Genomic DNA, 23,527 nt, shown 5'->3' with positions numbered 1-23,527 from the left:
GTCCTCATTGTCTCCTTATTTTCCCTGCAAATTATGGATAAAATAGTAAAGCGTTAATACTTATGAATCGAATATTTGTTCGTGCTATGTTAAAATATGAAGCAGATATGATAGAATATAGGGAAAGAAGAACGGAGGCGGACATTTTGGATAATAATAAGTTTGAATTAGTATCTAAGTATAAACCAGCAGGGGACCAACCAAATGCAATTAAAGAAATAACGGAAAAAGTGTTGGCTGGTCAACGACACCAAACTTTATTAGGTGCAACAGGTACTGGTAAAACATTTACGATGTCCAATGTAATTAAAGAAATTAATCGTCCAACATTAGTGATAGCTCACAATAAAACACTTGCAGGGCAATTATATAGTGAATTTAAGGAGTTTTTCCCCAATAATGCAGTGGAGTATTTTGTTAGCTATTATGATTATTATCAACCTGAGGCATATGTCCCTTCTACAGATACATTTATTGAAAAAGATGCAAGTATTAATGATGAAATAGATAAATTACGGCACTCTGCCACATCTTCTCTTTTTGAAAGAAATGATGTATTAATAGTAGCAAGTGTGTCTTGTATATATGGTTTAGGTTCACCAGAAGAATATCGTAGTCAAGTACTTTCCCTTCGTATGGGGATGGAAAAAGATCGTGATCAATTGCTCCGAGAATTAGTGGATATTCAATACGCTAGAAATGATATTGAGTTCGGGCGCGGAACATTTCGAGTTCGGGGGGATTCGGTTGAAATTATTCCCGCATCTAGAGAGGAACATTGTATTCGTGTTGAGTTCTTTGGGGATGAAATAGACCGAATTAGAGAAGTTGATGCTTTAACAGGAGAAATAGTTGGTGACAGAGAACATATTGCTATTTTCCCTGCTTCCCACTTCGTTACGAGAGAAGAAAAAATGAAATTGGCTATAGCTAATATCGAAAAAGAGTTAGAAGAAAGATTGAAAGAATTACGGGATGACAACAAACTATTAGAAGCACAGAGGCTAGAACAACGAACCCATTATGATTTAGAAATGATGCGGGAAATGGGTTTTTGTTCAGGGATTGAAAACTATTCTAGACATTTGACTTTAAGAGAAGCAGGTGCGACACCATATACGTTGCTCGATTATTTTCCAGAGGATTTCCTAGTTGTTATTGATGAATCCCATGTTACGTTGCCGCAAATAAGGGGAATGTATAATGGGGACCAAGCTAGAAAACAAGTACTTGTGGATCACGGTTTTCGTTTACCATCTGCTTTGGATAACCGTCCTTTAAAATTCGAGGAATTTGAAGAGAAAACACATCAACTTGTCTATGTTTCTGCAACACCTGGGCCATATGAGTTAGAACATTCTCCAGAAATGACGGAGCAAATAATTCGCCCGACCGGATTACTAGATCCGAAAATAGAAGTACGTCCAATTGAAGGACAAATTGATAATTTAATTAAAGAAATAAATCAACGAATCGATAAAAATGAACGTGTCCTTGTAACAACTTTAACGAAAAAGATGTCTGAGGATTTAACCGATTATTTGAAAGAAATCGGGATGAAGGTTGCCTACTTACATTCAGAAATTAAGACATTAGAGCGAATTGAGATCATACGTGATTTACGAATAGGAAAATATGATGTACTTATTGGAATTAACTTACTTCGTGAAGGACTTGATATTCCAGAAGTTTCGTTAGTTGCTATCTTAGATGCGGATAAAGAAGGATTCCTTCGTTCTGAACGATCTTTAATCCAAACAATTGGTCGGGCGGCACGTAATGCAAATGGAGAAGTTATTATGTATGCAGATAAAATAACGGATTCGATGCAGAAAGCAATTGATGAAACAGGAAGACGTCGGGAAAAACAGATGGCATATAATGAGGAACATAACATCGTACCAAAAACGATTAAGAAAGAAGTACGTGATGTGATCCGTGCAACAATGGCTGCAGAGGATACTGAAAAATATGATAGTAAGTCTAAAGCAATAGAGAAGTTACCGAAGAAGGAAAAGGAAAAAGTGCTTGAACAAATGGAAAAGGAAATGAAAGAGGCAGCAAAAGCGCTTGATTTCGAAAAAGCTGCTGAACTCCGTGATATTATTTTTGAACTGAAAGCGGGAGCGTGATTTCAAATATGTCTACGAATAAAACGATACAAATAAAGGGAGCAAGGGCCAATAATTTAAAAAACATTGATATTAATATCCCGAAAAATCAACTTGTAGTGGTTACAGGATTATCTGGTTCGGGAAAGTCTTCGCTCGCTTTCGATACAATCTATGCAGAAGGTCAACGTCGATATGTTGAATCCCTATCTGCCTATGCAAGACAGTTTTTAGGTCAAATGGAAAAACCAGATGTCGATTCGATCGAAGGCTTATCCCCAGCAATTGCAATAGATCAAAAAACTACAAGTCGTAATCCAAGGTCAACGGTTGGAACAGTTACAGAGATTTATGACTATTTACGTCTTTTATTTGCTAGAGTGGGGCACCCAACATGCCCAAAGCACGGAATCGAAATAGCATCACAAACTGTTCAACAAATGGTTGATCGAATCATAGAGTATCCAGAGCGAACCAAAATGCAGATACTTGCTCCAGTTATTTCTGGAAAAAAAGGTGAACATAAAAAAGTTCTAGAGAAGTTGAAAAAAGAAGGCTATGTCCGAATTCGTGTAGACAAAGAAATGCGTGAAGTAACAGAAGACATAGCACTGGAAAAAAACAAAAAGCATTCGATTGAAGTGGTTATTGATCGTGTAGTTGTAAAACCGGGTATAGAAGGAAGATTGAGTGATTCCATTGAAACAGCATTGAAATTGGGTGAAGGAAAAATCATTGTCGATGTGATTGGAGAAGAAGAATTAACTTTTAGTGAAAATCATGCCTGCCCTATTTGTGGTTTTTCCATTGGAGAATTAGAACCACGTTTATTTTCATTCAATAGCCCTTTTGGTGCGTGTGCTGCTTGTGATGGACTTGGTACAAAACTAGAAGTAGACATCGATTTAGTAATCCCTGATTGGAATAAAACACTAAATGAAAATGCGATTGTTGCTTGGGAACCTATTAGTTCACAATACTATCCACAATTACTAAAAAGTGTTTGCAAGCATTATAACATTGACATGGATACCCCAGTGAAAGATTTGCCAAAGGAACAAATGGATAAAGTCATATATGGAAGTGGAAATGAAAAAATTCATTTCTACTATGAAGGTGAATTTGGAAACATTAGGGATACCGATATTTACTTTGAAGGTGTTATGAACAACATTGCGAGACGTTACAAAGAAACAAGCTCTGACTTTACAAGGGATACACTACAGAAATATATGACGGAAAAAAAATGTCCTAAATGTAAAGGACACCGATTGAAACAAGAAGCATTAGCGGTATTAATTAATGGGTTACATATTAGCAATATAACCGATTATTCTATCATGGAAGCAATGGAATTCTTTAAGAAAGTAGATTTCACGGAGAAAGAAAAACAAATTGCAAAAATGATTTTAAAAGAAATTAATAATCGTTTATCGTTCCTTGTCAATGTAGGATTGGATTATTTAACAATGTCTCGTGCTGCAGGTACTTTATCTGGTGGAGAAGCACAACGTATTCGATTAGCTACTCAAATTGGATCCGCATTAACCGGAGTGTTATATGTGCTAGACGAACCATCTATTGGATTACATCAAAGAGACAACGACCGTCTTATAAGTACGTTAAAACAGATGCGTGATTTAGATAATACGTTAATCGTAGTGGAGCATGATGAAGATACCATGCTTGCTGCGGATTGGTTAATCGATATAGGCCCTGGAGCTGGGGAATATGGTGGTCAAGTCATAGCAAGTGATACACCGGAAAACGTAATGAAACACGAAAATTCACTTACTGGTAAATATTTATCAGGAGAAAAGTTTATCCCACTTCCTGCGAGCAGGAGAAAAGGAGATAAACGAAAACTTGAAGTTATTGGTGCGTCAGAGAATAATTTGAAAAATGTATCTGTAAAAATACCGATCGGATTAATGACCGTAGTTACTGGAGTTTCAGGTTCAGGTAAGAGTACATTAGTAAATGAAATTATTTATAAATCGCTAGCGAAGGAATTGAACAGAGCCAATATAAAAGCCGGGGAACATAAGGAAATCAAGGGATTAGATAATCTTGATAAAGTGATTAATATTGACCAGTCACCGATAGGAAGAACACCACGTTCCAACCCGGCAACATATACGGGGGTTTTTGACGATATTCGTGATGTGTATGCACAAACGAATGAAGCAAAAGTAAGAGGTTATAAAAAAGGCCGATTCAGTTTTAATGTTAAAGGTGGGCGTTGTGAAGCTTGTCGAGGAGACGGAATTATTAAAATTGAGATGCACTTCTTACCAGATGTTTACGTTCCTTGTGAGGTTTGTCATGGAAAACGATACAATCGTGAAACATTAGAAGTACAATATAAAGGAAAAAGTATTTCAGACGTTTTGGATATGCGAATTGAAGAAGCATTAGAATTTTTTGCTCCTATCCCTAAAATCAAACGAAAACTCCAAACATTAGTTGATGTTGGATTGGGGTATGTTCAATTAGGACAACCTGCAACTACGTTATCTGGCGGAGAAGCCCAACGTGTGAAGTTAGCGAGTGAGCTCCATAAACGATCAACAGGTAAAACTTTCTATATTTTAGATGAACCTACAACAGGTTTACATGTTGATGATATTAAGCGACTTCTATCTGTTTTACAACGTATCGTAGAAAACGGGGATTCCATCTTAATTATTGAACACAATCTAGATGTTATTAAATGTGCCGATCATATTATTGACTTAGGCCCTGAAGGTGGAGATCGTGGTGGGCAAATTATTGCAACTGGAACACCAGAGGAAATTGCGGAGGCATCTGATATTTCCTATACTGGTCAGTACCTTAAAACAGTACTAGAAAGAGACCAAAAACGTATGGAAGAACTAATTACCGAAAAAGAGAAAATTAGTACGAAATAAAAGTGGAAACACCAAGCAGCCCGAATATATGATCCTTAAGAACGAGGAGTGTATTTCGGGCTACAATCTATTTTAAACAAACCAAATTTTTGACTGTATTTTGTTCTTCCGTTACAGTTAATAGAGGAAGAATTGGAGGAACAAAAATGAAACCAATTGAATTGGAAAAAGTTCAAAAAATAATTGATGGATTTAAAAATAAAGAAGTATATGTCCATTTGGAAACAACAAATGGTGCATACGCGAGCCATATTAATAAAAAAGCATATAATGTTGGTGCATATATACGAAATGCGAAAGTTTCCTTTAACCAAGCGAAAATTGTAGGAGATGGAAAGTCATATCGTGTCGGTCTTAAAATGGAAATGGGATGGATTTATGCGGAAGGTCTAACGGATTGGACCATTCATGAAGATTCTAAACTATTAATGGCCGGTCATGATAGAGAAGGACGTTTAATGGTTTCCCTACAGATAAGTGAAACACCATTTAGCTATTAAGTGAAGGAAGGAACGTTAACTATGGAAAAACACGTTGTTGTTATTTACCCACATCCAGATGATGAATCATTTGGAGCTGCGGGGACCATTGCAAAATTTCGGGAAGAAGGTGTGCCTGTTACGTACTTATGTGGAACACTTGGAGAAATGGGAAGAAATATGGGATCTCCTATATTTGCAAACCGCGAGACATTACCTGAAATTAGAAAAAAAGAACTAATAGATGCATGTGAAGTTCTGGATATGAATTTAGAAATGTTAGGTTACCGCGATAAAACAATTGAATTCGAAGACCGTAACCAAATTGCATTAGATTTAAAATCATATTTAGATAAAATTAAGCCTAGCCTAGTTATCACGCATTATCCAGACTATGCAGTTCACCCGGATCATAATGCATTAGGTGCAGCTGCCATTGAAGCTGTTCGCCTAATGAATCCTGAAGATCGACCAACCGTTTGGGCTCAAGCTATATCCAATGATTATGAAGAGGTACTTGGAAAGCCTGAAATCGAAAATGATATAACGGCTATTTTTGATAAGAAAATCGATGCAATATTCGCACATGCTTCTCAAGCACAAGGTGTTTTAGGGCAACGAAGAGACGAAGCAAGTGTCAATATTGATTTAAAAGAAATTGCAAAACAGAACATGGGAATAGAAAGATTCTATATATGGAAGTTTTAAGAATAAAGGAACCTACTTATGTTAGGTTTTTTTTTTTAGCAAGAAGTTATAATAAACTTTTAGTCCTGGGATCCAATTAACCGTCCCACCGTAAAGATTTGTAAAGTGCAACTAAGATAATCGCCTAGCCCAATCGCGTGTACTAGTTTTAATCAAAAAAATCTAGTAGGTGTATTGCCTATATTTTTTTATGCTATAATATTAGCAGTTATTATTGAAGGAGGCTACCTGAATGGGTGCAATAGTACGCACAAAAGATCTACTGGATAATTTTAATCTAACTCTAGTTGCAGGGAAAGATGGTATACATAGAGAAATTATTACAAGCGATATATCTCGTCCAGGAATCGAAATGACTGGCTATTTTAAATATTATCCTAAAGAGCGTTTACAGCTTATTGGAAAGACAGAAATGACATATTTTCTTGAATTGTCACCTGAACAAAGAAAAGACCGAGCAGAAAAATTATGTACAGACATTACACCATGTATTGTCATTTCCCGTGGTATGAAAGTTCCAGAGGAGTTAATCAAAGCTGCAGATCATGCTGGAGTACCTATTTTACTTTCTCCTAGAAAAACGACTAGGGTCACTAGTCGGTTAACAAACTATTTGGAAGCAAAATTTGCACCATTTACAGCCGTACACGGTGTTTTAGTTGATATTTATGGGGTAGGTGTACTCATTACTGGACAAAGCGGTGTTGGAAAAAGTGAAACTGCACTTGAATTGGTTAAGAGGGGGCACCGGTTAGTTGCAGATGATAGTGTGGAAATTAGACAGGAAGATTATGACACCTTAGTTGGAACTTCTCCACCATTAATTGAACATATGCTTGAAATACGTGGATTGGGAATTATAAATGTCATGACCTTATTTGGAGCTGGGGCAGTCCGTAATTATAAAAAGATTGCTTTAGCCGTCAATTTGGAAATTTGGGATGAAAAGAAACAGTACGACAGACTCGGTTTAGATGAGGATAAAATGAGAATTATGGACGTAGATTTACCTAAGGTAACGATACCAGTACGTCCAGGCCGAAATCTTGCTGTAATTATCGAAGTCGCAGCAATGAATTTCCGATTGAAAAATATGGGTGTAAATGCTGCAGAAGAATTTTCAGATCGATTAACCCAAATGATTGAACTTGAAAAAGATATTTCAGAATAAGTGAGGTTTAAAAATGATCTTAACTGCACCATTAAATAGAGTATTTATAGAAATTGGCCCGTTAACCATTTATTGGTATGGGGTAATCATTGCAGTAGGTGCTGGATTGGGACTATGGCTAGCTATGAAAGAAGCGGATCGCCTTGGTCTAAATAAAGAACTGCTAATCGACTTCATTGTTTATGCGGTACCTATAGCGATTATTTGTGCAAGAATTTATTATGTTACGTTTGAATGGAGTGAACGTTACGCGAATGGTCCATTCTGGAAAGTGTTTGCAATTTGGGAAGGCGGTATAGCTATTCATGGTGCTATTATTGGGGGAGTATTAACTGCAATCGTCTTTTCGCGTGCTAGGAAGATACCTTTTTGGCAATTGGCTGATATCGTAGCTCCAAGTTTGATTCTCGCTCAGGCAATTGGACGTTGGGGAAATTTTATGAACCAAGAAGCTCATGGTGGCCCACTCCCTGATGGGTCCATTATTTATGATATTGTCCCGGATTTTATTATAAATCAAATGACAATTAATGGGGTTACCTACCATCCAACATTTTTGTATGAATCATTGTGGAACATTTTAATCTTTGTTTTACTTATTATATTAAGAAGATACAATCCATTACGTGGGGAAGTATTCTTAACGTATGTCATTGGCTATTCGATTGGACGCTATTTTATCGAGGGTATGAGAACGGATAGTTTATATGTTATTGGTGAATGGAGAACAGCCCAAATAGTTTCTGTCATTGCTATTGTTACAGCAATTCTATTGATCATTTACCGACGAAAAACGACAACTATCAGATACAATGATATTCCCAATAATAAAAAGAAAAAAGGTTAGAGTACTTGGCATTCGTCAAGCTTTTAGGCGAATGCCTTAATTGCACTTCATACAAATCTTTTAAGGAAGAAAAAATAAATGGATTAACATTAACGTAAAGGAGATTGCGTATGACAGGTATTTTAAAACGCGGTTTTATACAAGGATTAATAACCGGATGGACATTAGGGAAGGTAATCTTTCCAGTTACATTAATTGTTACCATTTTACAGTTTACTCCTTTACTCCCATGGCTAATCAATATATTAGAGCCGGTGATGGGCCTTATAGGTTTATCAGGAGAGGCAGCAGTTCCTTTAGTGCTTGGGAACTTTTTAAATTTGTACGCAGGAATTGGGGCAATTATTTCGTTTGATTTTACTGTAAAAGAAGTATTTATTATGGCTATGATGCTTTCGTTCTCTCATAATTTACTCATTGAATCTGCTGTAGCTACTAAAGTTGGAATTAAATGGTGGATTATTGTCAGTATCCGTCTTGGGTTAGCGGTACTTTCTGCGGTTATTATCAACTTGTTTTGGAGTGGTGGATCACAAGCTGCACAATATGGGTTTATAGCGGCAACAGAGGAACCTAATGGATGGGGCGAAATCATCTTCCATGGTATACAAACTTCAATTTTGGCGATTATTCAATTAGCTGCAATCGTGATACCATTAATGATTTTCACGCAGATATTACGTGAAAAAGGGTGGTTAAATAAATTATCCAACGCTTTTGCTCCTTTCATGAAAGTGCTTGGAATGAACAAGAATACATCAATGACGATGGTAGCAGGGCTTACAATAGGCTTAGCATATGGAGCAGGTTTAATGATTCAGGCGGTGAAAGAGGATGGGGTATCTAAGAAAGATATGTACTTAGCGATTATATTTCTTGTTTCATGTCATGCAGTAGTTGAAGATACGTTGGTTTTTATCCCATTAGGAATCCCGGTCTGGCCACTGTTAGTAATTCGATTGACTACAGCAATCCTTTTAACTATGTGTGTTGCTTTAGTTATGAATAAACATTCTAGAAAGGAAAGAGAAAATGAGCATACATACCATACTATTTGATTTAGACGGAACATTAATTGATACAAATGAACTAATCATTGCTTCTTTTACCCATACGTTTAAACATTATAATTTACCTTATACAAGAGAGGAAATTATAGAGTTTAATGGACCACCATTAAGGGAAACTTTTTCAAACATTGATAAAGACCGTGTGGAAGAAATGATCGATGTTTATCGAGAACATAACTTAAGGGAACACGATCATTATGTAAAGGCTTTTCCGAATGTAGTAGAAGTATTAGATATACTTAAAGAAAAAGGCTTCCAGCTAGGGATTGTGACAACGAAAATGAACGATAGTGTCCATCGCGGACTTAGTATAGTAGGTATAGAAGATTATTTCGATACAATCGTGACACTTGATGATGTTTCACATTCCAAACCACATCCTGAACCTGTGATGAAGGCGATGAAACAATTAGATGCAGATTCAACAACGACATTAATGGTTGGAGATAATTCTCACGATATTGAAGCAGGTAAAAATGCGGGAGTGAAAACAGCAGGAGTGGCATGGTCCTTTAAAGGAAAAGAGCGGTTAATGAAGTATAATCCAACTTATATGTTAGAAGATATGCGTGATTTATTAAAAATCGTAGGAGTCGAATAAATGCGTAAAACGAAGCGATACCCAGTACAGAATTCAAATTCCTTATGGCAAATATATCAAACGATTTCTTTCTTTAAAGTATTTAAAAATACGGTTGTTATCATTATTGGAAGATATACCCCGTTTATGCGTTTAAAGAACTGGATGTACCGCATGTTGTTGCATATGAAAATTGGCGATAAAACAGCCTTTGCCTTTATGGTTGTCCCAGACATTATGTATCCCGAAAAAATCACGGTTGGTAAAAATAGTATTATCGGATATAACTCAACTATTTTAGCGCATGAATATTTAATTGATGAATATCGTGTGGGAGAGGTCATCATTGGTGATGAAGTTATGATCGGAGCAAATTCTACCATTCTTCCTGGAGTGACCATCGGCGACCGTGCCATTGTCTCTGCAGGATCAGTTGTTCATAAAGATGTCCCTGAAGGTGCATTCGTTGGAGGGAACCCAATGAAAATTATTTATACAAAAGAGGAAATGGAAAAAAGAAAAGTTAGCTTAAGAGAAGAGTAGGTGAAAAGGTTGGAAATTCCTACTGGTATTATACCAGCAGTAAGAAAAATGAAAGAATTTGAATTAGCCATTGAGACACCATTTGACACAGTTGTTTTTTTAGAAACTAGAATTAGTCAATTGAAGAGTATGATACATTATGCGAAAAAGGCAAATAAAAATGTGCTTGTTCATTTTGATTTAATCCATGGCCTAAAGTCAGATGACTATGGAATGGAATTTTTGGTACATGAAATGAAACCAGATGGTATTTTATCTACCAGAGGAAATGTGGTTACGTTAGCAAAAAAACACCAATTATTAGCGATTCAACGTATGTTTTTGTTAGATAGTATCGCACTTGAAAATAATTTGAAATTGATTAATCGTATTAAACCCGATTGTGTTGAGGTGCTTCCAGGTATCATGCCAAGCATCATTAAACAAATTTATGATAAAACAAATCTTCCTATCATAGCGGGAGGGTTAGTAACAAGCTCAAATGATGTAAAGGCAGCGTATGATGCAGGAGCAATTGCTGTTTCAACTTCAAGAAAGAATTTATGGCATTTATCATAATAAGAAATAATATTTTATTATTGACAACGTTTTCAGTGTGTAGTAACATCTAAACATAAGTTAATATTGTGACGGAGAAATGGAGTCCCACACGTTTATCGTACTTTTATAAAAAAAGGGTATGAATAATTAGTGTGGGCTCTTTTTATTTCACGTTAGGGAAATTTAGCAAGCGACGCTAACATTTTAACGTTTCAAGTAAAACAAAAGGATTAATAAGTTCAATCTTTATATTTCTCTGTAGGAAAAACATTATGGATTCGTTAAAGGACGAGTGAATAAAGTTTTTCAAAATAACATAACTTGCTTATAGATACATCTAAGAAACGGAGGTATGGTAGAAATGTCAGAATTTCTGGCTGAACTTATAGGAACTATGATCGTTATTATTTTCGGTGGAGGTGTCGTAGGTGGTGTAGTATTAAAAAAGACGAAAGCCGAGAATTCTGGTTGGGTAGTGGTTACCATTGGCTGGGGTCTTGCTGTGACAATGGGGGTTTATGCAGTAGGTAAATTTACTGGTGCCCATATCAATCCTGCTGTAACATTAGGGTTTGCAGCAGCTGGTGAATTCCCGTGGGCAAAGGTCCCACTTTATATTACAGCACAAATGATTGGTGCATTTATTGGAGCGGTTATTGTTTTTCTAAACTATTTGCCACATTGGAAGGCAACAAAGGATAAAGGAGCGAAATTAGGAGTGTTCGCAACAGATCCAGCAATACGAAGCCCTCTATCCAATTTGGTTAGTGAGATAATTGGTACATTTGTCTTAATGATGGGACTGATGTTTATTGGTGCAAATGAAATTACAGAAGGATTAAATCCGATTATTGTTGGTGCTTTAATTGTAGCAATTGGAATGTCATTAGGTGGTACAACGGGATACGCAATTAACCCGGCTCGTGACCTAGGACCGAGAATTGCTCATGCAATTCTACCGATACCAGGGAAAGGTAAATCGGACTGGGGGTATGCTTGGGTTCCTGTCTTTGGTCCAATAATTGGTGGTGTTTATGGCGCCCTATTTTATAATGCGATATTTCTAGGGAATTTTTCCGTGATGTTCTGGGTATTAAGTGTTTTTGTAGCCTTAATAGTAATTGTCGCTGCAAATATTGAATTGAAAAAGAAAGAAATAATATCAGCTAAAAACAATTAGTTAGGAGTGTAGCAAATGAGTGAGAAGTTTATTTTATCTTTAGATCAAGGTACAACAAGTTCACGTGCAATATTATTTAATCATAATGGAGAAATAGTTCAGACAGCACAAAAAGAGTTTGAACAATTTTTTCCGCACCCTGGTTGGGTTGAACATGATGCCAATGAGATTTGGACAAGTATTTTAGCATGTATTTCTGACGTATTACGAAAAGCAGATGTGTCAGCTTCACAAGTTGCTGGGATTGGAATTACGAACCAAAGAGAAACTGCAGTAGTATGGGATAAGAATACAGGTAAACCAATTTATCATGCAATCGTTTGGCAATCGCGACAAACAGAAGATATTTGTAAAGAGCTAGCTGATCAAGGCTATCAAGATATCATTCGGAAAAAAACTGGGTTATTAATCGATCCATATTTTTCAGGCACAAAAGTAAAATGGATACTTGATCATGTGGATGGAGCTAGAGAGAAGGCCGAAAATAATGAGTTAATGTTTGGTACAATTGACACTTGGCTTATATACAAACTTTCTGGTGGAAAGGTGCATGTAACTGATTACTCTAATGCTTCCAGAACATTAATGTATAATATTTATGATTTAAAATGGGATGAGGAATTATTAGATATTTTAACGGTTCCAAAAAGTATGCTGCCAGAAGTACATCAGTCTTCAGAAATCTATGCTAAAACCGTGGATTATCATTTCTTTGGCCAGAAGGTTCCAATAGCAGGAATTGCCGGTGACCAACAAGCAGCATTATTTGGCCAAGCGTGCTTTGAAAAGGGAATGGCTAAAAATACGTATGGAACAGGTTGCTTTATGCTAATGAATACAGGTGAAAAAGCCGTTGTATCCGAAAAGGGGCTATTAACAACATTAGCTTGGGGAATTGATGGGAAGATAGAATACGCATTAGAAGGAAGTATTTTTGTTGCTGGTTCCGCTATACAATGGCTACGGGATGGGTTGAGAATGATTAAATCTAGCCCACAAAGTGAAGCATATGCAAAGAGTGTTGAATCTACGGACGGAGTATACATGGTTCCGGCATTTGTTGGACTAGGTACTCCATACTGGGATAGTAATGCAAGGGGGGCCGTATTTGGCTTAACTCGTGGAACAACAAAGGAGCATTTCATCCGTGCTACGTTGGAATCTCTAGCGTATCAATCAAAAGATGTCCTAAATGTTATGATTTCTGAATCAGGCATGGATCTAAAAACGCTACGTGTTGATGGTGGTGCTGTTGCAAATGATTTCTTGATGCAGTTTCAAAGTGATATTCTAGGTGTTCCGGTTGAACGACCAGCTATACAAGAAACCACCGGTCTAGGAGCAGCATATTTAGCTGGTTTAGCTATAGGATTTTGGGAAGATAAAGATGAGATTGCTAAACAATGGAAAAATGAACGTACTTTTACAAATCAAATGAATGAAGAAGATAGGAATAAATTGTATTCCGGATGGAAGAAAGCAGTGGAAGCAACTAGAGTATTTAAGTAATTTAGAAGTATATAGGTGTAGTAAAGACTTTTAAGTACCAAATATAAGAGAAATTGCTGTTGAATGTTATATCAAATGGTGCTATACTAATGGTAAGTTAATAATCTGCTCGGAGAGATGGAGAACCGCAAGCAACTAATGCAATGGCATTAGTCTGTTTGTGGTTCTTTTTTTGGGTAGAGTTTTTCAAAATTGGTAATACTACCTATAAGGAGTGTAGACAATGAATAACTTTTCAAGCTATAAACGTGAAGATATATTTCATAATCTAGAAAAAGAAAAATTAGATCTTTTAGTAATTGGTGGTGGGATTACTGGAGCAGGAATTTCATTGGATGCTGTAACAAGAGGATTAAAAACGGGACTAGTTGAGATGCAAGATTTCGCTGCAGGTACTTCAAGTCGTTCCACGAAACTTGTTCATGGTGGTCTTCGTTATTTAAAACAATTTGAAATAAAAATTGTAGCCGAAGTTGGGAAAGAAAGAGCGATTGTTTATGAAAATGGGCCACATGTAACAACACCAGAATGGATGATGCTCCCATTTCATAAAGGTGGCACATTTGGTCCGTTTACAACAAATATTGGACTTCGGGTTTATGACTTTCTTGCTGGCGTAAAAAAACAAGAACGTCGAAAAATGTTAAGCGCGGATGAGGCGTTGAAAAAAGAACCACTAGTAAAAGACCAAGGCCTAAAAGGTGCAGGGTATTATGTGGAATATAAGACAGATGATGCCCGATTAACCATTGAAGTAATGAAAAAAGCCGTTGAAAAAGGTGTCCATGCAATAAATTATGCAAAAGTAGTGGAATTACTTTACGATGGATCTAAAAAAATAATTGGTGTAGTTGTGGAAGACCAAATTACTGGTGAAAAACATGAGGTATTTGCGAAAAAGGTAATTAATGCAGGTGGACCATGGGTAGATAATTTAAGAGAAATGGATGGATCTAAAAAAGGAAAAGCATTACATTTAACAAAAGGTGTTCATTTAGTAATACCAAAAGAAGTTTTTCCACTTAAACAGGCGATATATTTTGACACTCCTGATGGTCGGATGGTTTTTGCAATACCGCGTGAAAATAAAACATATGTCGGAACAACGGATACAACCTATCAGGGTGATATTGCACATCCACAAATAACAGACAAGGACAGAGATTATTTACTTGAGGCAATAAACTATATGTTCCCATCACTGAATATAGGACCAAATGATATTGAATCAAGTTGGGCTGGATTACGGCCGTTAATTGCGGAAGAAGGTAAAGGTAATAGTCCGAGTGAAATCTCTAGGAAAGATGAAATCTTTATCTCAGATTCTGGACTTATATCCATGGCAGGCGGAAAATTAACCGGATATCGGAAAATGGCGGAACAAGCTGTCGACACAGTCGTAAAACAATTAAAGGAAGAAGAAGGAATACTTTATCCTGAATCTGATACAGAAAAAATGCCGATATCTGGTGGAGACATAGGTGGTTCTAAAGGGTTCGACCGTTTTAAAGAGCAAAAAGTTAGAGAAGGAATAAACTTAGGTTTAGATAAGGAAACTGCATTAAAACTTGTTCAAAAATATGGTACAAATGTAGATTTAGTTTTTGATGTATATCAAAACCGCTCTGAGGAAGCTAAGGAGGAAAATATCGACCCTGACGTGTTCGCAATGATTGTTTATGGAATTGAACATGAATTAGTTTATAAACCTATTGACTTTTTCATCCGGAGAACAGGTGCATTGTTCTTTGATATAAATTGGGTGCATCAACATAAAGAAACTGTCATCAATTATATGGAAAAAGTTCTAAAATGGAGTAAGGAACAAAAGGAAGTGTACACCAAAGAATTAGATCAATTACTTTATGAAGCTGTACACCCAATAAAGGAATAATGTCTCTTTACCTAAATCCAAATCTAAAAGGGCAGCCGTTATGGCTGTCCTTTTAGATTTGTAACACCAAGTATTCGAAAAGGCTTAAATGATTATCCAAGAACTAGGTATATATTTAGAAGATTATATATGGTATACTTTTTTCGTATGTTCGAAAAATAGGGGGATACACATGTCACATGTAACAAATAAAGAAAAGAATAAAGTAAATAATATCGTCCCTTATATTCCAGATGGTGATTTTTATTTTACAAAAGGTGTTGAGGCATTCCGTAATCGGAAATTTGATATTGCATTAAAATGGATGAAAAAGGCTGTCGAACAAAAGCCAAATGAACCATTATATCAATGTCAGATGTCTATTATATATACTGAAATTGGTGCGTATCATGCAGCCAATCAATTATTAACAAACGTATTACAATCAAGTGATTATATTGATTGTTATTATTTAATTGCTAATAATTATGCGCATTTAGGACTATTAAATGACGCGAAAAAATATGCAACTTCATATCTTGATAAAGAACCAAATGGCGATTTTAGTGATGATGCCAAACAGTTATTAGAGTTGATTGAAATTGATGACGAAGAATTGGATGAATTTGATTTAGAAGATGAGGATGAGCTTCTTATTTATCAAGAAACTGCCTTTTTTTATATGGAAAAGATGGAATGGGATAAGGCATTACCGGTTATAGAAAAAATGGTTGAACTATTTCCGAATCATGAAATTCCAAAACATGACTACGCGCGAGCGTTATTCTTTTCAGGTCGAAGGGAAGAGGCTTTACAGAAGGAATTAGAACTATTTGAAGAAGACCCAACTTCATTATATAGCCTAACGAATTTAGCAATCTTTTATTATGAATTAGGTCAAAACGAAAAAAGTGATCCATTTATTCAAGCTATAAGTAATGTATACCCAATACATGAACAGCAAAAGCTAAAAATAGCGGTTACGTTAGCTCGTACTGCAAATTTTGAGGAAGCATACCTTCGATTTCGCTCAATTGCAAAAGGAAAAGTGAAAAATCACTCCTCTTATTATCGCTGGTACAGTACTACTGCTTATCACCTAGGAGAGCCATCTAAATCCATAGAGTTATGGAAAGAAGGGTGTCACTTACATCCACATTTATCTAAGGAAAAAGGGCCTTGGAATTGTTAAATAAGTCCGAAAAGCCAATGAGCAGAATAATAGACGTACTGCGTTTATTTTAATAAGCTAGAGATGACTGAAAGTGCAAGTTCAAAAGAAGGACTTTTTTGAACATGCTTTAAATAAATAGGATTAAAGGGGCGAAGAAAATGTCCGATGAACGAATCTATGATGTAATTATTGCGGGTGCAGGTCCTGCTGGTATGACCGCTGCTGTATATGCTTCACGTGCAAACTTATCAACGCTTATGATCGAGCGGGGAATTCCTGGTGGACAAATGGCTAATACGGAAGATGTCGAAAATTATCCAGGATATGATCATATTTTAGGACCAGATTTATCTAACAAAATGTTTGATCACTCTAAAAAGTTTGGTGCAGAATATGCTTATGGAGATATTAAAGAGATTATAGATGAAGGCGACTATAAAACGATCAAAGCTGGCGATAAGGAATATAAGACAAAAGCATTAATCATTGCAACAGGTGCAGAGTATAAAAAACTCGGTGTCGAAGGTGAAGATGAACTAGCCGGCCGTGGCGTTTCTTATTGTGCGGTTTGTGATGGTGCATTTTTTAAAGAAAAAGAACTAGTCGTCGTTGGTGGTGGTGATTCAGCCGTTGAAGAAGGTGTTTATTTGACACGTTTTGCAAATAAGGTTACCATCATTCACCGTCGTTCGGAACTAAGAGCACAAAAAATTCTTCAAGATCGTGCATTTGATAATGAGAAGATTGATTTCATATGGGATACCGTTGTGAAGAAAATTAACGGTCCTGAAGGTAAAGTGAGCAGTATTACTTTAGAAAACACAAAAACGGGTGAAGTAACAGAATTTCCTGCTGATGGAGCATTTATTTACATCGGTATGGTGCCATTAAGTACACCATTCGAATCACTTGGAATTACAAATAATGAAGGTTATATCCCAACAAATGAAAATATGGAAACGAATGTACCGGGAATTTTTGCAGCTGGTGATATTCGAGAAAAACAACTTAGACAAATTGTGACAGCTACCGGCGATGGAAGTATTGCTGCAGAATCAGCTATCAAATATGTCGAAGAATGGCAAGAAAGATCCAAAGTCTCTAATTCATAAGGTATTGTGATTTTTACGAAGTTTTAATCCTGCTGTAACACAGGTGAAATAAATATGGGGTACAATTAAAATAACTAATTGACCCCCTTTTATAAATAGATTAGTTACTTGGCACAGGTTTGAAACCTGTGCATTTTTTTGTTCTAAAAAGACTTATTACAATTTTCTACATCAAATGATTATTATTGTTAAAACTAGGAAAAAACAAAAACTCTACTGTCATGGAAGTTTAGTGTTATTCATAGTATAATATGTAAGGAAGATAAAATATATTAATGAAACTAGCGTAATGATAAAAATCCTTCCATTAAGGTATTTTAAAGGGGACATACAGGATGAGCGATAAAAATACAGAAACAAAATTAGTCATTATTACTGGAATGTCAGGTGCTGGTAAAACAGTAGCTGTACAAAGTTTTGAAGATCTAGGATATTACTGTGTAGATAATTTACCCCCTACTTTATTACCAAAATTTCTAGAATTAATGAAGGATTCCGCTAATACGATACAAAAAGTTGCAGTTGTCATGGATTTAAGGGGTCGGGAATTTTTTGACTCCTTATTTGATGCGTTGGAATCTTTAGGGAAAGAAGAATGGTTAGATGAACATATTCTATTTCTTGATGCGAAAGATGAAAAATTAGTTAGTCGATACAAAGAAACAAGACGTTCCCACCCACTAGATCCTGGTAGTTTACCGCTTAATGGTATCAGACAAGAGCGAGAAATTCTAGATCTTCTGCGTGGTAGAGCTCAACGAATTATTGATACAACAAATTTAAAACCGAGAGAATTAAGAGAGAAGATTATTAATATATATTCCGAAGAGGAACAAGAAATTTTCTCTGTGCATATGGTTTCTTTTGGATTTAAACATGGAATACCAATTGATGCGGATCTTGTATTCGACGTGAGGTTTTTACCAAATCCTCATTATGTAGGTAATTTACGACCGTTAACAGGTTTGAATCAAGAGGTTTCTTCCTACGTATTTAAGTGGTCTGAGACACAAACATTTATTGAAAAAGTTTTAGATCTATTACGGTTTATGCTCCCTCAATATAAAAAAGAAGGAAAAACACAATTAGTCATAGGTATCGGTTGTACAGGCGGACAACATCGTTCCGTAGCATTAGCGGAATACTTCGGTAAAGAACTATCCTCTAGCTATATAACACATGTAAGTCATCGCGATATTGATAAAAGAAAGGGAAACTCCTAACATGATGAAGAAAGAGCAACCACGTGTAGTTGTCATTGGGGGCGGAACTGGTATGCCGGTTCTTCTTAGAGGTTTAAAAAATTTGCCAATTGATCTCACAGCACTAGTTACCGTTGCTGATGACGGTGGTAGTACAGGAAGAATTCGAAGCGAAATGGCAATCCCTGCCCCAGGTGATATAAGAAATGTAATTGCAGCGTTGTCTGATGCGGAACCTATGTTACTTGATCTTTTTCAACATCGTTTTTCTGATGGTAATGGTTTATCAGGTCATTCACTAGGAAATTTACTCTTAGCCGCAATGACCTCCATTACTGGTGATTTTTATGATGGAATACAAGAAATTTCAAGAGTACTCAATGTAAAGGGAGATATTTTCCCGATTTCTAACCAAAATATGACTTTACATGCTAAGTTCACGGATGGGACATATGTTTGTGGAGAGTCCAATATACCTAAAGCAAATAAAAAAATTGAACGTGTATTTTTGGAGCCAAACCCGATTAAGCCACTTCCTAATGCTGTACGTGCAATCGAGAATGCTGATTTAGTCATTATTTCTCCAGGTAGTTTATTTACAAGCATCATGCCCAATTTAATTATCCCGCAAATTGATGTTGCATTAAGGGAAACGCAAGGGAAAGTTGTTTATATTTGTAACGTTATGACGCAACCTGGGGAAACTACTGGTTTTACCGCATCTGATCATATTCAAGCAATTCAGAATCATATTGGTACTGGATGTGTTGACTCTATTGTTGTACATAACGAACCTATCGAACAATCGATTCGTGCGATTTATGCAGAAGAAAATGCTGAACCAGTTGTATACGATATTGAAAAATTGGTCGATATGGGATTGGAGATTATTGAAGGAGATATTATTAATCATTCAAATAAGACCGTAAGACATGATAAAGAAAAAATTGCAAAGCTATTATTTTCGATCATCGACAAATAATTGGGATAAAATGCGAGTTCAAAAAGGACCGTGGTCGGCTAAATGCGTAACGTTTTATTGCAACGCTGCTATTACCAACTAGAAATGCGAAGCGTCATTTTCACCGGACTTTTTGAACAACCTCTTAAAAGGAAGGGAGGGGATTACGATGTCCTTTGCTTCAGAAATAAAGAAAGAACTGACAAGCCTAGAAGTTGATGAATGTTGTAAACAAGCTGAATTAACTGCATTAATTCGGATGAACGGTGTTATTTCTGTCAATAGGTTACAATACACGTTAGATGTTCAAACTGAAAATGCTGCAATCGCTCGAAGAATATACACGCTTATAAAAGCAAATTATGATCCACCAGTAGAGCTACTTGTTAGAAAGAAAATGAAGCTTAAGAAAAATAATGTTTACATTGTTCGCTTAAAGGAGAAGGTACGTGAATTCTTAATGGAGTTAGGAATTTTAAAGGATTCATATACGGTTGTAAGAACGATATCTGATAAATACTTATCTAAATCTTGTTGTAAACGTGCCTATTTACGTGGTGCATTTTTAGCTGGTGGTTCCATTAATAATCCCGAAACATCATCTTATCATTTAGAGATTTTTAATAATTATGAGGATCATAATAATGAGTTATTCGAATTACTTAATTCATATGGTTTACGTTCAAGAACGTTAGAACGGAAAAAAGGTTATATTGTCTATATGAAGGAAGCAGAAAAAATTACTGAGTTTCTAGGAATAATAGGAGCACATAATGCATTATTTAAATTTGAGGATGTTCGAATTGTAAGGGATATGCGAAATTCCGTTAATCGATTAGTGAATTGTGAAACTGCGAATTTAAATAAAACGATTGGAGCAGCTTTCCGTCAGATAGAGAATATAAAACTTATAGAAAACACAGTTGGTCTGGATAAGCTTCCAGAAAAATTGCAAGAGATTGCTAAGTTACGGGTCGAGCACCAAGATGTCTCGTTAAAAGAATTAGGGGAATTAGTTGGAAGTGGAAAGATTTCCAAATCTGGTGTAAATCACCGCCTTAAAAAGATAGATGAGTTTGCAGAAAAAATCAAGCAAGGTGAATTTGTTTAGCGGATAAGAAAGTATGATACTATCTTATCTACATAAGTCACCAGCTAATAGTGTATTCTGATTATATTAAAGTTAAAAGGGGATATTTTCCTTTTAACTTTACATATGATATAATACATGTAATTTACAGTATAAAATTTAATTTTTTAGATAGTTAGCAACATGGGATGGTACAAAAGAAAAACAATGTTAGCGCTTACTCAATTGGGAGGATGAGAAGTTTGATTGAAAAACAGATAAAGGTAGAAATAGAGTCGGGTCTACAAGCTAGACCAGCGGCACAATTTGTTCAAGAAGCAAACCGCTATGCAGCGCATTTATTTTTAGAGAAAGATAGTAAGAAAGTAAATGCCAAAAGTATAATGGGGCTTATGAGTTTAGCTATTGCATGTGGAGAAGAAATTAAATTAATTGCGGATGGTCCTGATGAAGAAAATGCAATTGATCATTTATGTGAATTTGTTTCCAAAAAATAAGATATAAAAACTCCCTTTCGAAAAGTTGAAAGGGAGTTTTTATATCTATTATTTTTCTGATTGACGTTCTAGAATTTTGTCAATTAATCCATATTCAACGGATTGTGGAGCAGTCAAGAAGTTATCACGTTCCGTATCACGTTCTACTACTTCTAGAGGCTGTCCAGTCTTCTCAGCAAGGATTTCGTTCATGCGTTTTTTGATTTCTATAATACGTCTTGCATGAATTTCAATGTCGGTTGCTTGCCCCTGTGCTCCACCTAATGGTTGGTGAATCATAATTTCACTATTTGGTAGGGCATATCGTTTTCCTTTTTCCCCCGCTGCAAGTAAGAATGCTCCCATAGAAGCAGCCATTCCAATACAGATAGTGGATACATCTGGTTTAATAAAGTTCATCGTATCATAAATTGCCATCCCAGCAGTAATAGAACCACCTGGTGAGTTAATATATAATGAAATATCTTTCTCTGGATCTTCAGCTTCTAAGAATAATAATTGTGCAACAATGGAGTTTGACACATTATCATCGATTCCGCTTCCAAGTAAAATGATACGGTCTTTCAATAAGCGTGAGTAAATATCATATGCACGTTCACCACGATTAGTTTGTTCAATAACTGTAGGTACTAAATTCATAGTAAATCCTCCCTTAATAACAATAGTTTAGCCAAAATGTTATATTTCCATAATAGCTCAATGGTCAATGAAGGTCAAACAAAAACGTTCGACAAATTGGATACACTTTCCATTTTTCCCATAATTTTATTTAATAAACCAAATAAACCATTGGAAAGTTTGAAATCCCTTCATTTTATCATTATTGACTATTATCCCACCTCAAGCTTCCGGGGAACAAAGAAGGTAGGTGGGAGAAAGGTCCGATAAGTGCGACTAACCATCAGTGGGGGATGAAGGAAAAAACCACTGATGGAAGTTTTCTTTATGGCTTCATTAGAAAACTTGGCATTCGCTAGGCTTTAGCGAATGCCTTAGTTGCACTTATGCAATTCTTTAAGGTGGGGCGAGTAATCGGAGCCCCAGACGGGAAAGATGTTATACTTTCCCGCTAAAAAAAAGAAAGTATATTTCTACTTTTCTTTCCCTAAAATTTTATTTAACGATTTGGTTCATAAATATCCCAAGCTGTTTTTAATGAGGATACAATATAATCTGCTATTTCTTCGACATTTTGCTTGTCCGTTGCTACTTTGGAATGATGTTCTTCGTATATTGGCTGTCTTTTTTCAAATAGTTCTTTCATTTCTTCATAATTCTTTCCTTGAAGAACCGGTCGATTATCTATTATCATACTGATTCTTTCTTTCCATGATTCCCAAGATAACGAAAGGTAGAATACGATAGAATTAGCTAAGCAAGTCTCTTTTATTTCTTCTTGTAAAAATGCGCCACCACCAAGTGAAATAATTTTGAGTCTTTGATTTTTACAAAAATCCTGAATGATTTCTTTTTCTTTTTCACGGAATGTTTTTTCCCCAAATACCTGGAATATTTGGGAGGTAGGCATGTTGAATTGTTTTTCGATTTCTTCGTCTATATCAATGAAATCGCGATAAAGTTTTCTTGCAACAGCTTTACCGATTGTTGTTTTTCCTGCTCCCATAAATCCGATAAGCACAATATTTTGTTCTCTGAGAGAAACATTATTTAATCCCATTTTAATCCTCTTTCTCTTTGATAAGTTAAGGATATTATAATGTAAATTCATAATTTTGTAAAAGAGGTCACATAGGTACTAGGTGTCAAGTTTTTTGGCAATGTAAATGGATTAATTAAAGACTTGAATCTAGTAAAAGTTAAGGTTATAATAATATATGTGTCCAATTTTATATTATGCGCCCATAGCTCAGCTGGATAGAGCACTGGTTTCCGGTACCAGGTTTGTCGGGGGTTCGAATCCCTCTGGGCGCGTTAGATGAAGTCAAGTGTAGCAAGGGATAAAAGATG

Annotated in this window: 21 protein-coding genes and 1 tRNA gene; 20 read left to right on the top strand and 2 right to left on the bottom strand. The window is 35.9% G+C overall.

What is annotated here, in order from left to right; genetic code table 11:
* Positions 1 to 146 precede the first annotated feature (146 nt).
* The 19 genes from uvrB to KM885_RS05650 all read left to right on the top strand — a co-directional run bounded on the left by uvrB (position 147) and on the right by KM885_RS05650 (position 21,559).
* The gene (uvrB, locus tag KM885_RS05740) at positions 147 to 2,132 is read left to right on the top strand and encodes an excinuclease ABC subunit UvrB (protein ID WP_244986920.1); all 1,986 of its coding nucleotides are present in this window, start codon (positions 147 to 149) and stop codon (positions 2,130 to 2,132) included.
* An 8-nt stretch (positions 2,133 to 2,140) separates the two neighbouring features.
* Positions 2,141 to 5,023 (top strand): excinuclease ABC subunit UvrA, encoded by a 2,883-nt coding sequence (gene uvrA, locus KM885_RS05735; protein WP_145523684.1) that lies wholly within the window; start codon positions 2,141 to 2,143, stop codon positions 5,021 to 5,023.
* Positions 5,024 to 5,169: 146 nt separating this feature from the next.
* Positions 5,170 to 5,523, top strand: a complete 354-nt coding sequence (locus KM885_RS05730; RefSeq protein ID WP_047184734.1) for a YojF family protein — start codon at positions 5,170 to 5,172, stop codon at positions 5,521 to 5,523.
* 21 nt (positions 5,524 to 5,544) lie between these two features.
* Positions 5,545 to 6,210: a bacillithiol biosynthesis deacetylase BshB2 gene (gene bshB2, locus KM885_RS05725; protein WP_047184733.1), complete on the top strand. Its 666-nt coding sequence runs from the start codon at positions 5,545 to 5,547 to the stop codon at positions 6,208 to 6,210.
* Positions 6,211 to 6,442: 232 nt separating this feature from the next.
* Positions 6,443 to 7,381 carry an HPr(Ser) kinase/phosphatase gene (hprK, locus tag KM885_RS05720; RefSeq protein WP_047184732.1) on the top strand — a complete coding sequence of 313 codons (939 nt, stop codon included), beginning with the start codon at positions 6,443 to 6,445 and terminating at the stop codon, positions 7,379 to 7,381.
* A 13-nt stretch (positions 7,382 to 7,394) separates the two neighbouring features.
* Positions 7,395 to 8,228 (top strand): prolipoprotein diacylglyceryl transferase, encoded by an 834-nt coding sequence (lgt, locus tag KM885_RS05715; protein ID WP_047184731.1) that lies wholly within the window; start codon positions 7,395 to 7,397, stop codon positions 8,226 to 8,228.
* Positions 8,229 to 8,338: 110 nt separating this feature from the next.
* A complete protein-coding gene (locus KM885_RS05710; protein ID WP_047184730.1) occupies positions 8,339 to 9,286 on the top strand; it encodes a nucleoside recognition domain-containing protein in 948 nt (315 codons plus the stop codon).
* On the top strand, positions 9,261 to 9,899 hold the full coding sequence (gene ppaX / locus KM885_RS05705) for a pyrophosphatase PpaX (RefSeq protein WP_047184729.1): 639 nt from the start codon (positions 9,261 to 9,263) through the stop codon (positions 9,897 to 9,899). The genes KM885_RS05710 and ppaX overlap by 26 nt, the downstream gene beginning before the upstream one ends.
* Entirely contained in the window at positions 9,900 to 10,421 is a 522-nt protein-coding gene (locus KM885_RS05700) for an acyltransferase (protein WP_047184728.1), read from the top strand. It abuts the gene before it with no gap.
* A 9-nt stretch (positions 10,422 to 10,430) separates the two neighbouring features.
* Entirely contained in the window at positions 10,431 to 10,979 is a 549-nt protein-coding gene (locus KM885_RS05695; RefSeq protein WP_084824056.1) for a glycerol-3-phosphate responsive antiterminator, read from the top strand.
* 343 nt (positions 10,980 to 11,322) lie between these two features.
* The gene (locus tag KM885_RS05690) at positions 11,323 to 12,141 is read left to right on the top strand and encodes an MIP/aquaporin family protein (RefSeq protein WP_047184727.1); all 819 of its coding nucleotides are present in this window, start codon (positions 11,323 to 11,325) and stop codon (positions 12,139 to 12,141) included.
* Positions 12,142 to 12,156: 15 nt separating this feature from the next.
* Positions 12,157 to 13,650 (top strand): glycerol kinase GlpK, encoded by a 1,494-nt coding sequence (glpK, locus tag KM885_RS05685; RefSeq protein ID WP_047184726.1) that lies wholly within the window; start codon positions 12,157 to 12,159, stop codon positions 13,648 to 13,650.
* 223 nt (positions 13,651 to 13,873) lie between these two features.
* Positions 13,874 to 15,544, top strand: coding sequence for a glycerol-3-phosphate dehydrogenase/oxidase (locus KM885_RS05680; RefSeq protein ID WP_204797637.1), 1,671 nt, complete (start codon positions 13,874 to 13,876; stop codon positions 15,542 to 15,544).
* A gap of 172 nt (positions 15,545 to 15,716) precedes the next feature.
* Entirely contained in the window at positions 15,717 to 16,715 is a 999-nt protein-coding gene (locus KM885_RS05675) for a tetratricopeptide repeat protein (RefSeq protein ID WP_047184724.1), read from the top strand.
* Between the two features lie 140 nt (positions 16,716 to 16,855).
* Positions 16,856 to 17,809 carry a thioredoxin-disulfide reductase gene (trxB, locus tag KM885_RS05670; RefSeq protein ID WP_047184723.1) on the top strand — a complete coding sequence of 318 codons (954 nt, stop codon included), beginning with the start codon at positions 16,856 to 16,858 and terminating at the stop codon, positions 17,807 to 17,809.
* Between the two features lie 335 nt (positions 17,810 to 18,144).
* A complete protein-coding gene (gene rapZ / locus KM885_RS05665) occupies positions 18,145 to 19,032 on the top strand; it encodes an RNase adapter RapZ (protein WP_047184722.1) in 888 nt (295 codons plus the stop codon).
* Position 19,033: 1 nt separating this feature from the next.
* Positions 19,034 to 19,993, top strand: a complete 960-nt coding sequence (locus KM885_RS05660) for a gluconeogenesis factor YvcK family protein (protein ID WP_047184721.1) — start codon at positions 19,034 to 19,036, stop codon at positions 19,991 to 19,993.
* Positions 19,994 to 20,141: 148 nt separating this feature from the next.
* Entirely contained in the window at positions 20,142 to 21,083 is a 942-nt protein-coding gene (gene whiA / locus KM885_RS05655; RefSeq protein ID WP_047184720.1) for a DNA-binding protein WhiA, read from the top strand.
* A gap of 221 nt (positions 21,084 to 21,304) precedes the next feature.
* Positions 21,305 to 21,559, top strand: a complete 255-nt coding sequence (locus KM885_RS05650; RefSeq protein WP_047184719.1) for an HPr family phosphocarrier protein — start codon at positions 21,305 to 21,307, stop codon at positions 21,557 to 21,559.
* 48 nt (positions 21,560 to 21,607) lie between these two features.
* On the opposite strand, the gene clpP is transcribed toward KM885_RS05650, so the two are convergent.
* Complete coding sequence (clpP, locus tag KM885_RS05645) at positions 21,608 to 22,198, bottom strand: ATP-dependent Clp endopeptidase proteolytic subunit ClpP (RefSeq protein ID WP_047184718.1); 591 nt, start codon at positions 22,196 to 22,198, stop codon at positions 21,608 to 21,610.
* A gap of 478 nt (positions 22,199 to 22,676) precedes the next feature.
* Complete coding sequence (locus tag KM885_RS05640) at positions 22,677 to 23,237, bottom strand: shikimate kinase (protein WP_216883663.1); 561 nt, start codon at positions 23,235 to 23,237, stop codon at positions 22,677 to 22,679.
* Between the two features lie 178 nt (positions 23,238 to 23,415).
* Here KM885_RS05640 and KM885_RS05635 point away from each other — a divergent pair.
* A tRNA-Arg gene (locus KM885_RS05635) sits at positions 23,416 to 23,491 on the top strand.
* The last annotated feature ends 36 nt before the right edge of the window (positions 23,492 to 23,527 follow it).

It is taken from the genome of Oceanobacillus caeni (assembly GCF_019037185.1).
Lineage (GTDB): Bacteria > Bacillota > Bacilli > Bacillales > Amphibacillaceae > Oceanobacillus > Oceanobacillus caeni.
Note: the sequence above shows the minus strand (reverse complement) of the source record. Positions and strands in the feature narration are given on the sequence as shown.